This is a genomic window from Candidatus Palauibacter sp., assembly GCF_965216145.1.
Lineage (GTDB): Bacteria > Gemmatimonadota > Gemmatimonadetes > Palauibacterales > Palauibacteraceae > Palauibacter.
Window position 1 is genome coordinate 886,375 of sequence record NZ_OZ244149.1, and the last position, 13,926, is coordinate 900,300.

Below are 13,926 nucleotides of genomic sequence, written 5' to 3' on the forward strand. Positions count from 1 at the left end.
GTGCGGCGGGCGTCTCTGCTTGTCCTCTTCTTCCTGTCGGGAATCAGCGGGCTGATCTACCAGATCGCGTGGGTGCGGCAGTCCATCTTCACTTTCGGGGTCAGTGTCTACGCGTACAGCGCGGTCATCGGCGCGTACATGATCGGCCTCGCACTGGGCAGCTACGTCATGGGCCGGCGGATCGACGCCCACGCTCGGCCGCTGCGCACCTATGCGCTGCTGGAAGTGGGGATCGCCGTCCTGGCCGCGCTGTCGCCGTTCCTGCTCGGCGCGCTGCACGGGGTGTATCCCGGGCTCAGCAACGCCCTCCCGGCCGGCGGGTTCTGGCTCACGCTGACCCGGCTCGTCTTCTCGCTGGCCGTGCTCACGCCGGCGACGTTCCTGATCGGGGCCACGCTCCCGGTCATGAGCCGCGTCTACGCGACGCACGGAGGCCGGATCGGGAGCGACGTGGGGTGGCTCTACCTCGTCAACACGGCGGGCGCCGCCGTAGGGTGCGTCCTCACGGGGCTCGTGTTCCTCCGCTACCTCGGGGCTCTGGAGACGATCTTCCTCGGGGTGGCGATCAACCTTCTCGTCGCCGCGGGCGCCCTCGCCCTCCCCCGGCTCACGCGAGCGAGGACGGCGGCCGCCGAGCCGGCACCGGGCGGGGCTGGCGCCGGAGACGGAGACCCGGACGCGATGCCCGCGGCCCGGGGGCTGCCGATTTCGGCGCGGGCGCTCAGGTACATCGGGGTGGCCTACGGCGTGTCCGGCTTCATCGCCCTCGGCTACGAAGTCGTGTGGGCCCGAATCCTCTACATCCACACGTCGCACGCGGCCTATTCGTTTGCCCTCATGCTGACTGTCTTTCTGGCCGGGCTGGCGCTCGGAAGCGCGGGGGGCAGCTGGATCCTGCGGCGGCGACGGGCGGCGCTGCGAGACTTCGGAGCCCTCCAGCTGGCGGTCGGGCTGCTGGCCATCCTCATCCTGTATGTGTTCGCGCGCCTCCCGTCCTTCCACTTCCAGGAGCGGCTCGGCGGCTACACTGTCCCGTACGAGTTTCTCATCGCCTTCGTCACCGTCTTTCCGCCCACCCTCCTGCTGGGGGCGATGTTCCCCATCGTGGGAAGTCTCTACACGCGGGAACGCCCGGAATCCGTGGGCCTGCGCATCGGACGCGTGAACGCGCTGAATACGTTGGGCGCGATCGTGGGCTCGATCGGGACGGGGTTCGTGCTCGTGCCCGTCCTCGGCCTCCGCAACACGACGGTGGCGCTGGCGGCGCTGAACCTCGCGATCGGGGCGGGCGCCATCCTGCTCGATCGCGGCGCGGGGCGCATTCTCCGCTGGGCGCCGGCGGGCGCGGCCGCCGCCCTCATCCTTGGGGTGGCCGTCCTGCCGACCGGCTTCTACCTCGGCTCGTACTACGAGGCGACCGACCGCCTCATCTTCTACAAGGAGGGCGTCGAGACGACGGTCGCCGTACTCGAGGTCCCCGAGGACAACCTCAAGATCTCCTTCGTCAACGGCCGCGACGAAGTGCCGACCGACCGGCAGAGCATGGCGGCCTTCCGGTTGCTGGGTCACCTGCCGCCGCTCATCCGGCCCGGGGCCCGCAACGCGCTCGTGCTGAGCTTCGGGAACGGGATCGCGACGGGCACCATGGACACGCACGCGATCCCAGTGATCGACGCCGTCGACCTCTCGCCGGAGATGATCGAGGCCGCGGCGGTCTACTCGGAGGAGAACTACAGCGTCCTCGAGAGCGACAGGCTCCGCGTGCACGTGGAGGACGGGCGGAACTTCCTCCTCCGGACGGAGGACCGCTACGACATCATCTCGGTGGACGCGACGCATCCCGCGAACGCGAGTTCGTGGGCGCTGTTCACGAGCGAGTTCTACCAGTTGATCGAGAGTCGGCTCGCCGAGGACGGGGTGTTCATGCAGTGGATCCCCATCCATGGCGTCCGGGAGAGCGACTACCGCGACATCCTGCGCACCGTCTGGGACATCTTCCCGGAGATGGTGCTGTGGTCGACGGGGTCGACGCACACGTACGTGGTCGCGACGCGGGAACCGATGGGGGCGGTGGTGATGCAGTCGATCCTCGCGCGCGCGGGCGCCAACCCGACCGTGGTGCGAGACCTCGGATCGCCGGAGACGATCGCCGGATATGTCTCGATGGTCGGTCCGGACCTCACGCGCTACATCGGCCGAGGACCGGTCGTCACCGACAACGACGCGTTCTTCATGCCCGGCCGTGACTAGCGTCCGGAGCCTCGGGAGTCCCAGACCTCGACCGGCACCGGGCCGATCCTGAGCGCGTCCGGGTTCACCCACGGTCGCGCACCGTACGGCCGCTGGCGGGGCCACACTTCGTCCAGCGTGTCGCCCACGTAGAGCCGGCCGTCCTTCATCACATAGGCGATGTCCTCCGTGTTGCGGATGTCGTCGAGCGGGTTCGAGTTCAGGACCATGAGGTCGGCGAGCTTGCCCACCGAGATCGTCCCCAGGTCGTCCTCCGCCCCGAGGAAGTAGGCCCCCTCTACGCTCGCGAGTTCGAGCGCACCCATGGGCCCGAGGGCGGTGGCCGCCATCCACACCTCCCAGTGCGAGCAAATGCCGTGCTGCTGGCCGTGCCCCCCGATCGCGCCGCGACCCCCCTCGGCCATGATGTCGGCCAGGCCCTGCGCCACGATCGGGAAGATGTAGTCGGTCTTCGGGCGCAGCGCCCGCCGCCGCGTGTGGCCCACGAGCTGCTGCCACGGCATCCAGGCACGCAGCTTCTCCTTGAGCCACACGTCGCTCTCGCCGAACCAGTATTCGTCGCTCCAGGGCCCGGACCGCGTGTTGAAGGTCGGGGAGTACACCGCCTCCGCCCGGCCGAAGAACTTCGCCACGTCCCCGTAGATCGGGGCGTAGGTGAGCGAGTGCTCCCACGCGGTCTGACCGTCCATGATCTTGGTCAGGTTGTGGAGCAGATCGTTGCCCTGTGACGTGACCATGAGGCCGCGCCGGCGGGCGATGTCGGACACCCACTGCCGCTGGTCGCGTCGCGGCTGCAGGTACTGCTTGATGGAGACGGCGCCCCACGACTGGAGGCGTTCGATCTCCTCCTCGGTGACCGAGTACGAGGTCAGGTCGTTCTGGCGCGCGGCGTCGCCCAGGTAGAGCGGATCGCCGGTGCTGTAGGTGCGGGGCCCGATCAGCATCCCGGCCTCGATGAGTTCGGCGGCCGGGAAGACGTCCTGCGACCACATCGAGTTGTCCATGTTGCTCGTGACGCCGTAGGCGAGCGGCACCGCCGCCTCGAACGCCTTCATGGGGATGATGCCGCGGTACTCGCGGAAGAAGTGCGAGTGCATGTCGATGAAGCCGGGGATGATCGTCTTCCCCGCCAACGACTCGACGCGGTCGGCACCGGTCGTGTCGCATTCCCCGACGCAGGCGATGCGACCGTCGCGCACGAGAACGGTCCCGGACCCGATCACCTGGCGATCCTCGAGCGTGATTATCCGGGCATCGGTGAGCGCGATCGTCCCGGCCGCGAAGTCCCGCTGCACGCGCAGGTCGATCTCCACCGTGTCGGCGCGCTCCGCGTCGACGTCGTACGCGATGTACGTCGGGCCGCTCCCGAACTGGACGGTGCGCGCGTCCCGCCACGACGGGAAGAGCCCGCCCGTCCGGCTCAGGCGACGGACCGGCAGCGTCCCCTTCTTCTTGTCGATCTCGACCGTCCCGCCCCCCGTCCCGGACGCGGGGAGCGGGGTCAGGTAGACGTTGTCGCCCTCGTTGAAGGCGATCCAGTCTCCGCCCGGGGAGATGACGATCTCATCCGCGAACGGGAAGCTCGCGTGTTCCCGCCGGTCGCTCCCGTCGCGGCGCACCGAGACCAGCGTGGAGCCCTCGCCGCGTTCCATCCCCAATTGGGGATAGAAGATCCTGCCGTCCGGCCCGAACGATGGGCGCACGAATTGTGTGCGGGTGGAGAGGGTGGGTCCGGAGACGCGGGTCACCTCGGCCGCGCCCCCCCCATTGGCCGGGAAGAGGACGATGTCGAACCAGGGGCCGTGCGCGTAGGTGCGGGTGCGGGCGGTCACGCCCGAGCCGCGGACGACCATGATCTGCTCGCCGTCCGTGCTCCACACCGTCTGGCTGTATTCCCCGTATTCCTCCGACAACTGAACCGGTTCCGCGCCGCCGTCCCCGACCCGGGCCTTCCACACATGGCCCGCGCCCGCTTCGTCGACGCTCGTGAACGCGATCCACTCGCCGTCGGGCGACCACGCCGGGGAGTACTCGAAGTCCGTGAACGAGTCCGGCGTCAGCCTGCGCGGCGTTCCCGCGGGAACGTCCATGACCCACACCTTGCCCACGGCCTGGAAGGCGAGCCGGCGGCCGTCGGGCGAACCGACCTGCCAGCGTGTGAACTTCGCGCGGAAATCGCCCTCGTCGATGTCGATCGGCGCGTATGCCTGCTCCGAGATCACCCGGTGGACGCGCGCCTCGAAGGGGATCGTCTCCACTTCCCCGCTCTCGACGTCCAGGCGGCGGATCTTCCCGCCCTGGGCGAGGACGATGGAGGCGCCGTCGCTGGACCACGAGTAGCCGGGCAGCACGCGCAGCGTGTTGGTGTCCTCGACCATGTCCCGTTCGATCGGGTCCATGATCACGCGTTCCGCGCCGGTGCGGAGGTCGCGCAGCCAGAGTGCCGTGCGCGGGCCGTACTCGTGCCCCTTCCACACGATCGTGCCGTCAGGGATGCGGCGTGCGAAGGCGAGCCAGCGGCCGTCCGGCGACACCTCGGGCGCCCACGCGCCTCCGCTCGAGAGGCGGTACTGGCGCGATGGCTCTCCGTGCGTGATCGAGATGATCTCGCCGCCCCGCAGATCCATGCGACGCAGGTTGTACGCTCCCTGCAGCGCGTCGCGCTCGGCGCGCGGCGGCCCCGCCGCGTGGTCGAATCCGTCGAACCCATCGTATCCGGCGTCGGCGAAGGCCACCCCCTGCCCCGGCGTATTGACGTGGAAATAAAGATAGCGACCGTCCGCGGAGACCGAGGGCCAGGACGGATTCTCGACCTCGTCCCCTACCAGTTCCACCCCTTCCCCGCCGTCCCGGTGGTACATCCAGATCCCGCGCCCCCGCTCTCCGCCCAGTTCGTAGCGTCGGACGACGATGTAGCGGCTGTCCGGCGTCCACGCGGGCTCGACCACGCGCACGTCCATGTTCTCGAACACGGGCCGGGGGTTTCCGCCGTCGGCGTCCATCACCCAGAGGTTGTTCTGGCCTCCACGGTCCGACACGAAGGCGATCGAAGCGCCATCGGGCGAGATGCGGGGGTGGAAGTTGATCGCCACGCCGCTGTTCTGCGTAAGGGCGACGGCTTCGCCTCCTTCCGCCGACACGCGGTACACGTGACCGAGGAGATCGAACACGACCCAGCCGCCGTCGGGGGCGACATCGACCGACATCCAGGTCCCCTCGCGGGTTGTGAAGTCGATCTCGCGCGTGGCGCCGTACGCGGCGGTGACATCCCACGCACCGGCCTCCTGGGCGTCACCCCGGGGCCCGCCCGGGTCGGCCTCCTGCGCGAGCAGCCCACCCCCGCTTCCGGGGCAGAGACTCGCGGCCACAGCGGCGAAGAGGACGGGAACGAGGGCGGGGGTGGAGCGTGGCTTCGACACGGGAACCTCCTTGCGATGAGCCTGGCAGCCTGCAGGAAGCTGGTCCCGGAGCAGCGGCGGCAGCAAGAGACCGCAGCGATTTGAGTGGTGGAGCTCGTTCGGGCAATGTATCCTTGTATCCTTATTTGCAGGAAAGAAGGCTGTCATGCTCGCCAAGCTGACCTCCAAGAACCAGTTGACCCTCCCGAAGGCCGTGATCTCGGGCTTCCCTGATATCGACTACTTCGATGTGGCGGAGGAGAACGGCCGCATCGTGTTGACCCCCGTGCAGGTGACGCGGGCGGACGCGGTGCGGGCGAAGCTGGCCGAGCTCGGCCTGTCGGATGGGGACGTGGCGGACGCCGTCGCCTGGGCGCGCCGGAAGGAATGACGCCGGTTCGAACGGTTCTGGACACCAACGTGCTGCTGTCGGCCCTGCTCTTTCCCACGGGAATGGTGAGGTGGCTGCGGGACGTTTGGCGCTCGGCCGCGATTCTGCCGTTGGCGAGCCGGGATACGGTTTCGGAACTCGTCCGCGTGCTGTGTTATCCGAAGTTCCGCCTGACAGACGGAGAGCGGGAGGATCTGTTGGCCGACTACCTGCCCTTCTGCGAGTCGATCGGCGTCGTAGACCCGCCCCAGGTTCCAGAGTGCCGGGACCCGATTCGCGAGCGCCGCCGACTCTCCCGGGTAGCACGACCCGGGGCGCAACCTCGCGTGCCAGCCCGGGTAGTGGGACCTTGGTAGGGTGGACGAGGACACCCATGGGCCGCGATGAGGTGTGCAATGGCTAGACGATACCGGTTCGGGACCACCCTTACGGCAATTCCGCTCCTGGCAGGGACCCTGAGTGTGGCGAAGGTGCTTGCTCAAGAGACTATCGAGCTTCCGGGCGAGGATCGCTGGCTCGAAACGAGGTTCGAGGAGGTGTACCGGGTCGGGTCCGCGGACGGCGAGGTGTGGCAGGAGTTCGGCACTTTGCGCCAGGTGGCTTTCGACGCGGCCGGGAATCTCTACGTGCTCGATTCCCTCGCCGGGCGGGTCGTCGTCGTGGCGCCCGGCGGAGAGCTCCTTCGCGAGTTTGGCCGCCTGGGCGAAGGACCTGGGGAGTTCAGGCACGCGATTGAGATGGCGGTCATGGCCGATGGCCGGGTCGTAATCGCCGATGTCGGACATCGAGCCTATCAGATCTTCGACGCGTACGGCGCATATGAGCGTCGCATCCCCGTGGGCGGTGAGGGATCCCACACCTTCCCGTGGATGTTTCCCGAGCGCGGTGGCGAGTCGGTTATCGTGGGCTCGCGGATGGCCGGTGCTTTCTACGGTGGTGGATCAAGCATAGGACCGCCCGCACGTGTGATCGAGCGATGGACGTTCACGGGCGAGGAGCTGGCGCGGGAAACCATCGTGCAGGGGTGGGAACCACCACGCGGAGACGAGAACAGGCGTCGAGCTTTCGAACCGGAACTCCAGGTGGACGTGCTCCCCGGGGGGTGGGTCGCGTATTCGGATTCCTCCGCCTACGCCATCAAGATCGCCAGCAGCGAGACCGGCATCTCGCGGATCCTGACCCGACCCTTCTCGCCCGAGCCGGTCACGGAACGGATGGAAAGGGCGGAGAGGGACCGCCGCCTGAGGGAACTTCTCGGACAGGGGTCGCTCATTCGGACTCCCGACGGCGTGCGCGGGGTCGGAGGAGGGGGGAGGGAGAGGAACCGCTGGGTCGAGCAGATCGAGACGATGGAGTTCTTTGACGAGGTCCCCATCGTCCGCGGGCTGCGCACGAGTTGGAACGGCCGGATCTGGGTTCAGCGCCGCGGAGACGACCCCCACGAAGTCGGTCCCATCGACATCCTCACGCCGGACGGCCGCTATCTGGGGAGCTATCGCACCGGCGCGACACGGATCCCGAACGCCTTCGGCCCGGAGGGCCTGGCCGCGTTCATCGAACGGGACGAATTCGATGTGCAGACCGTGGTGGTGAAGCGCCTCCCGCGCACGGTGCGCGAAGACTGAACCCCGCCCCCGGGAATCGACTCGGTGGGCCGGCCGGCTTAGACTGCAATCATGCGCCGGATCGCCAACTCCCTGCTCCTGATTGCGCTCGTCCTGCCGTACGCGCGCGCGTCGCTATGCCAGGCGGGATCGCATGAGCACCCCAACCATCACCACGCGGGGATGGTCGCTGCGTTCGCCGACGCCCCCGGCGACGCATCGGACGCCGCTGACTGCCACTCGCTGATGGGCTGCGCCGTCGTGCTGCAGGCTTCGCTCGCGGAGGCCGGACCGGGCTTTCGCGCCTTCTCGCAAGCATGGGATCCCACGCTTCAGGGCAGCGCGGCCCCGATTCTGTCGCGCGCCTCTCCGGACACACCCCCTCCAAGAACCGCCTGAACGGACATAGCCACACAGGCACTCCGACCGCGTCACGATGACGTGCCGCGGCCGGATGTCACCGTTCAGACAAGGGGCATCGCATGCCATCCGTACGTTTCGCCCGGCATCCAGCAGGGATTCTCGGGCTCGCCGCGTTCGCCGCGGCCTTCGCAGCCGGCTGCGGGTCGACGCAACGCAACGGCGTCTACCGCCTCGCCGCACCTTACAACTTCGCGTTCTACGACACGCACGAAGAGGCGGCGAGATCGTTCTACGCCGCCCATTTCACGCACTTCGCCGCGTACGAGATCCTGATGAGCCCGGGGGAGGACACGCCGAGGCAAATGTCCGAGTTCGAGACACAGGTCCGGGCGTACATCGCGGATCCGCCCAGGTTCGAGCCGCCCGCGCAGATCATCGCGCCGGGTTGGACGCGCCTCGCGTTCGAGACGGCCCAGTCGATGGACTGGACGCACATGTTGCACTCGCAGCTGTACGACATCCTCACGGACGACCGGATCGCCGACAAACGGGCCGCGGGAGAACGAGCCATCGCCTACTACCTGTCGGAGCCGGAGGCCGCGTTTTCCACTCGCGGCTACGGACACCGCTTCATGGAGGGCGGCGGGGAGTGGGCCGGCAACTTCTACGCGGCGTATCCGGACATCAACGGGATCCTGTGGGCCTACCACTGGCACCACGCGGCCGTGTACGAGGCGCTGATGGAGCCGGACGCCGAGCGGCGCGGCATGGAACTCGATCGGGTCATTGATGTCTTCACCGATTCCGTGCTCGCCGAACTTCCACACGTCATGCCGCTGACGGGAGAGGTCGCGCCGCAGTTCTCGCGCATGTTCCCGGCCGCCGCGCACATCTTCGACAACCTCCACATGATGCACGATGTCGTGAACGACATCATGGCCGATCCCTCGTATTCCCGGCCGGAGAAGGCGGCGGAGATCGAGCGCCTGCGCGGGCAGATGACCTACGCGGGCCAGGACACAGTGGAAGCGCCCGGGATGCCGATGGGCGGGGACCACCGCATGAGCCCCCACGCGATGCGGGTGCCGACGGAACTGCCGACGGGCGAGTGGCTGCCGCAGGGGCACCCCGAAGCCCGGATGGCGCCGATGGGCGAGTTCATGCGACCCCTCCCCGCACCGAGACGCGACCTGCCAGTGGGCGCCCGGAACGGAGGTGACCGGTGAGGGCCGCCGCGCGGGTCGTCGCGCTGGGCATCGCGCTGGGACCGGGAGCCGCCGCCCTCCCTGGGACAGTTGCCGCTCAGGAGGACTTTCGCGCCGCCGAACTCGACCGGCCGATCCATGTCGAGGATGCGCATCCGATCAAGTTCCGCGAGTGGGAGTTTCAGAGCGGTGTGCGCGGCTCCCTCGGCGAAGGCGACCGCGGCCTGCTCGGCCTGCTCGAGTTCAAGACCGGGCTGTTCCGCAACGGACAGGTGGGCGTCGAGATCGAAGGAGGCATCGAGCGCCCGGATGGGGACGGCACGGGCGGCGGGATTGAAGCCGCTTCCGTTCACCTGCTCTATGGCGTGGCCCGGGAAACCGTCTCGCTCCCCGCGCTGGGCCTGCGGCTCGACGCGAGTACGCCGGGCGCAGGCGGCATCGGTCACGACGCCTCGCAGTTCGGCGCAACGGGGATCGCCACGCGCTCTCTGGGCCGACTCCGCCTGCACGCAAACGGCGGCTACCGCATCGCCGGCGCGGCCGATGGCGGCGACTACTGGCGCTTCGGCATTGGCGCGGACTACCCCCTGGGATTGTTCAGCCGCGCGATCCTGGCCGACCTCTACGTGGAGGCTCCGGTTTCCGCGGGTCGAGCACGGGTCTGGGCCGAGATCGGTACCCGCCTCCAGGTCAGCAACTGGAGTGTCCTCGACCTCGGCCTCGCCACAAGGCTCGACGAATGGGACGAGGGGAACGCCAACATCGAGATCGTGGTCGGCGTGTCCCGCGCATTCGGTATCCCGGGGCTCCTGCGAGTCCCCCCGTACCCGAACCCCACGATCCCATGAGGGTGGTGATTCCGGTCGGGCAGCCTGGCCAAGGCCCTCAGTACGACACGCCGGTCGCTCGGCAGAGCCATCGCTGGAACGGCGCGGCCGTGCGGCACAGGGCGGTAAACCTGTCCAGGAAGTCGTCCGACATCAGGTCGTCTTCGCTCAGTTGCACCACCGCGATGAAGTCCTTGCGCCGCAGGTCCTCAATCAGCGGATGGTCCACCCTGAAGCCCTGCGGGGCCCGGATGAGCGAGTCGCCCGAGAGCTCGAAGGTCCTGCGACAACGCGCGCCTCGCGACGCCCGCTTCCAGGCTTGCGGATCCTCGTCGATGGACTCGCGGATCTGCCGGAGCGCCTGACCGCCGGGGCGCCAGGAGCCGCAACCCATGAAGCAATGCCCAGGCTGGATGTGCAGGTAGAAGCCGGGAGCATGGGCGTCCCTGCCCGCCTCGTGCCTGAACTGGATGCCGGTGGAGGTCTTGTATGGGGTCTTGTTCCTGGAGAAGCGGGTGTCGCGGTAGATCCGGAAGAGCGAGCCGCCATTCGCCCTCGGGTCGGCGCGAAAGTGGGGGCTGATTCCCTCGAGGGGCGTGGCGAAATCGGAGATGAAACGGAGCGCCGGCTCTTTGACGTCCGCCTCGTATCGTGACTTGTTGGCGAGAAACCACTCGCGGTTGTTGTTGGCGGCCAGATCGCTCAGGAAGCTGAAGGTGTGGGGCGTGTAGTAGGCTGCGGTCATCGCAAGGTGGCTTGTCGGCTGAGGATACGGGTATGATGAGCGGGGCCGATAGCTATGGTGTCGGTCCGAAGGAAGCAAGCAGAGGGACCTGCCATCGACCAGACGGCCGCCCACCATGACGCGCACCGAACTCAGCCGTACCATCGACGCTCCAGTTGGTGTCGTTTTCTCGACCGTCGCCGATGTCTCCAACTTTTCCGAGGCAGTGCCTCACATCGAGCATGTGGAGTTCCTGTCGGAGGCAAGGAGGGGCGTGGGCGCCCGCTTCCGGGAGACGCGGCTCATGGGGAGCAGAAGGGCGACCTCGGAGCTGGAGGTGACCGAATACGTGCAGGACGAGCGTGTTCGCGTCGTGTCCGACCAGGGCGGCACGATCTGGGACACGATATTCACCGTCGAGCCGGGCCCGGATGGCCGAGGGACGCGGCTGGTCATGGTGATGGAGGCGAGGCCATACAGGCTTGGCGCCAAACTCGTCACGCCGCTCATGAAGGGAGTCGTGGCCAAGGCGATTGCAGCGGATCTCGATGCCGTGAAGGCGTACGCCGAGGCGGCCGGAAAGGATGGTGCCCGATGCCCGCCGGTTTGAATCCTGCGACGCGACGTAGCTGTTCAGGAGCGGCCGGAATCGCCCCGGCGCTCCTGGCGACGATGGCGATCTCGGCGGCGCCCGGAATCGCGGGAGCCCAGCAGATGATCGAACTCCCGGGAGAAGACCGCTGGCTGGAGGCCGATTTCGAGGAGGTCTACCGCGTCGGCTCCGCGCTTGGAGAAGCGTGGGAGGAGTTCGGCACGATCGGCCGGGTGGGGTTCGACGATGCCGGGAACCTCTACCTGTTCGATCGCCTGGCGGCGCGGGTCGTTGTTGTCGGACCCGATGGAGATTTCGTGCGCGAGTTTGGTCGCAGAGGGGAGGGACCGGGCGAATTCCAGTCGGCCATGGATATGGTCGTCATGCACGACGGCAGGGTCGTCGTCGCGGACATGGGACATCGCGCCTACCACCTCTTCGACCCCGGCGGGAATCTCGAGCGGATGGTGCGCATGGGCGGTTTTGCACAGGTCCGAGAGATGTACCTGGAGGCCGGTGGCGAATCCGTGGTCAGGGGTGCAAAGATGCTAGGCGCTGTCTTTCAGTCCGTGCTGCGCGATTCCATATGGGTCTTCCCCGACACACGCACGATCGAGCGAATATTCCTCACGGGTGACGAGGCAGCAGTGGAGACCGCGGCCGAGGTCTGGGGTCCCGCCTGGACCAAGCCGGCCGCACGTACCTTCGGCGGAGGGCCGCAACAGGTGATCGCCCGAGGTGACCGCAGAGGATTCGAACCAGAGGTCTACGCGGGCGTGTTACCTGAGGGACGCATCGCCTTCTCAGACTCTTCTGCGTACGCGATCAAGCTCGCGGAACGGGATGGCCGGATCAGTTCGATACTTGCCCGGCCCTTCTCACCCGAGCCCGTTACGGAACGCGTGATGAGGGCGGAGAAGGACCGCAGGTTGAGGGATCGGGAAGATCGTCCGGAAAGTTCGGTCTCCCGGTCCGGGGACAGAATGACGGTATCCGGGACCGGTGCCCGGGCGCGCGAGCAAATCGAGACGCTGGAGTTCGCCGAAGAGGTTCCCGTCGTGCGAGACCTGCGCACGAGTTGGCGCGGTCGGATCTGGGTCCTGCGCCGCGGCGACGAGCCCGTCAGCGACGGCCCCATCGACATCCTTGCCGCGGATGGCCGCTACCTCGGCAGCTACCGCACCGGAGCAACGCAGCTTCCCGACGCGTTCGGACCCGAAGGGCTGGCGGCCTTCATCGAACGGGACGAACTCGATGTGCAGACCGTAGTCGTGAAGCGACTCCCGCGTACGGTCAACTGATGTCTGCGGAGGCGGTGAGGATTGTGAGAGATCGATTCAGATCGGGGGTGCTTGGCGTCTGCGTCGCTGCGACCGGATCGCTATCGGCGACGGACCGGGCGGGCGCGCAGGAAGTCATCGAACTCCCGGGCGAGGATCGCTGGCTCGAGGCCGACTTCCAGGAGGTGTACGAGGTCGGGGCCGCTGTTGGCGTGGCGTGGCAGGAGTTCGGGAGGGTCCGCAACGTAGCGTTCGACGGAGCCGGGAATCTCTACGTTCTCGATCCCCTGGCCGGTCGCGTCATCGTTGTGACGCCGGCTGGGGAGCTCCTCCGGGAGGTCGGCCGCCTTGGCGAAGGACCGGGCGAGTTCGGGGGCGCGCTGTCGATGGCCGTCATGCGCGACGGTCGGATCGTTGTCGGTGATTTCAGGCGGCGCGCCTATCTAGTATTTGACGCGGACGGAGAATTCGAACGCCAGGTTCGCCCGGATGGCAATCCAGCCCACATATCTTTCCCGTGGATGTGGCCCGAGAGCGGAGGCGAGTCCGTCGTCGTGGGCACACAGCTCGCCGGCGCGTCGTATCTTGGGGGAGTTCCGGAGGGGACCCCCCGTCCGCTCACGCGTCCGATCGCGCGGCTGATTCTCACCGGGGACGACGTGCTTCGGGAGACGATCGCGGAGGGGTGGCGACCACCACGCGGAGAGGCGGACGAGCGTCGAGCCTTCGAACCGGGCCTCTGGGTGGGTCCGCTTCCCGACGGGAGGGTCGCATTCTCGGATTCCTCTGCTTACGCAATCAAGATCGCGACCGCTGAAGACGGAGTCTCCCACATTCTCACGCGACCGTTCTTCCCCGAAGCTGTTACTGAACGCATGGAAAGAGCGGAAAGGGACCGGAGAATCGCCGAGGCGGGAGGAGGATCCATCACCCGGACCCCTGATGGGGTGCGCGCAGTCGGGGGTGGCGCCGGCAACTATTGGGTCGAATGGGCCGAGACCATGGAGTTCTTCGAGGAGGTTCCGGTGGTGCATGCGCTCACCACCAGCTGGAGAGGCCGGATCTGGGTCCAGCGCCGCGGCGAGGAGCCTCACGAAGACGGCCCCATCGACATCCTCACGGCCGACGGCAGCTATCTGGGGAGCTTTCGGACCGGGGCGACGCGAATCCCGGATGCCTTCGGACCCGGAGGACTGGCCGCGTTCATCGAACGGGACGGGTTCGATGTCCAGACAGTGGTCGTGAAGCGTCTCCCGCGTGCCGCTAACTGACTCACCCGTCCCAAGCAAGGA

Annotated in this window: 12 protein-coding genes; 10 read left to right on the forward strand and 2 right to left on the reverse strand. The window is 67.7% G+C overall.

The genetic code is table 11. The features are described 5' to 3' along the window. Complete coding sequence (locus ACOOHF_RS03910; protein WP_420463457.1) at positions 1 to 2,250, forward strand: fused MFS/spermidine synthase; 2,250 nt, start codon at positions 1 to 3, stop codon at positions 2,248 to 2,250. On the opposite strand, the gene ACOOHF_RS03915 is transcribed toward ACOOHF_RS03910, so the two are convergent. Continuing rightward, on the reverse strand, positions 2,247 to 5,669 hold the full coding sequence (locus tag ACOOHF_RS03915) for an amidohydrolase family protein (RefSeq protein ID WP_420463458.1): 3,423 nt from the start codon (positions 5,667 to 5,669) through the stop codon (positions 2,247 to 2,249). The genes ACOOHF_RS03910 and ACOOHF_RS03915 overlap by 4 nt on opposite strands. Before the next feature lie 145 nt (positions 5,670 to 5,814). On the opposite strand from ACOOHF_RS03915, the gene ACOOHF_RS03920 reads away from it, so the two are divergent. From ACOOHF_RS03920 to ACOOHF_RS03945, 6 genes are all read left to right on the forward strand, one after another. After that, positions 5,815 to 6,039, forward strand: a complete 225-nt coding sequence (locus ACOOHF_RS03920; protein ID WP_419940352.1) for an AbrB/MazE/SpoVT family DNA-binding domain-containing protein — start codon at positions 5,815 to 5,817, stop codon at positions 6,037 to 6,039. Beyond that, a complete protein-coding gene (locus tag ACOOHF_RS03925) occupies positions 6,036 to 6,395 on the forward strand; it encodes a PIN domain-containing protein (protein WP_419936066.1) in 360 nt (119 codons plus the stop codon). The genes ACOOHF_RS03920 and ACOOHF_RS03925 overlap by 4 nt, the downstream gene beginning before the upstream one ends. A 39-nt stretch (positions 6,396 to 6,434) precedes the next feature. After that, positions 6,435 to 7,664 (forward strand): hypothetical protein, encoded by a 1,230-nt coding sequence (locus ACOOHF_RS03930; protein ID WP_420463459.1) that lies wholly within the window; start codon positions 6,435 to 6,437, stop codon positions 7,662 to 7,664. A gap of 51 nt (positions 7,665 to 7,715) precedes the next feature. Next, on the forward strand, positions 7,716 to 8,042 hold the full coding sequence (locus ACOOHF_RS03935; protein WP_419936064.1) for a hypothetical protein: 327 nt from the start codon (positions 7,716 to 7,718) through the stop codon (positions 8,040 to 8,042). 83 nt (positions 8,043 to 8,125) lie between these two features. Beyond that, positions 8,126 to 9,232: a hypothetical protein gene (locus tag ACOOHF_RS03940; protein ID WP_420463460.1), complete on the forward strand. Its 1,107-nt coding sequence runs from the start codon at positions 8,126 to 8,128 to the stop codon at positions 9,230 to 9,232. Then, positions 9,229 to 10,059: a hypothetical protein gene (locus tag ACOOHF_RS03945; RefSeq protein WP_420463461.1), complete on the forward strand. Its 831-nt coding sequence runs from the start codon at positions 9,229 to 9,231 to the stop codon at positions 10,057 to 10,059. The genes ACOOHF_RS03940 and ACOOHF_RS03945 overlap by 4 nt, the downstream gene beginning before the upstream one ends. A gap of 37 nt (positions 10,060 to 10,096) precedes the next feature. On the opposite strand, the gene ACOOHF_RS03950 is transcribed toward ACOOHF_RS03945, so the two are convergent. After that, on the reverse strand, positions 10,097 to 10,783 hold the full coding sequence (locus ACOOHF_RS03950) for a DUF2461 domain-containing protein (protein WP_420463462.1): 687 nt from the start codon (positions 10,781 to 10,783) through the stop codon (positions 10,097 to 10,099). 115 nt (positions 10,784 to 10,898) lie between these two features. Here ACOOHF_RS03950 and ACOOHF_RS03955 point away from each other — a divergent pair, with 115 nt between their 5' ends. The 3 genes from ACOOHF_RS03955 to ACOOHF_RS03965 all read left to right on the forward strand — a co-directional run bounded on the left by ACOOHF_RS03955 (position 10,899) and on the right by ACOOHF_RS03965 (position 13,905). Then, positions 10,899 to 11,372: an SRPBCC family protein gene (locus tag ACOOHF_RS03955; protein WP_420463463.1), complete on the forward strand. Its 474-nt coding sequence runs from the start codon at positions 10,899 to 10,901 to the stop codon at positions 11,370 to 11,372. Positions 11,373 to 11,476: 104 nt separating this feature from the next. After that, positions 11,477 to 12,655, forward strand: coding sequence for a 6-bladed beta-propeller (locus ACOOHF_RS03960; protein WP_420463464.1), 1,179 nt, complete (start codon positions 11,477 to 11,479; stop codon positions 12,653 to 12,655). A gap of 23 nt (positions 12,656 to 12,678) precedes the next feature. Further along, positions 12,679 to 13,905, forward strand: coding sequence for a 6-bladed beta-propeller (locus ACOOHF_RS03965; RefSeq protein WP_420463465.1), 1,227 nt, complete (start codon positions 12,679 to 12,681; stop codon positions 13,903 to 13,905). The last annotated feature ends 21 nt before the right edge of the window (positions 13,906 to 13,926 follow it).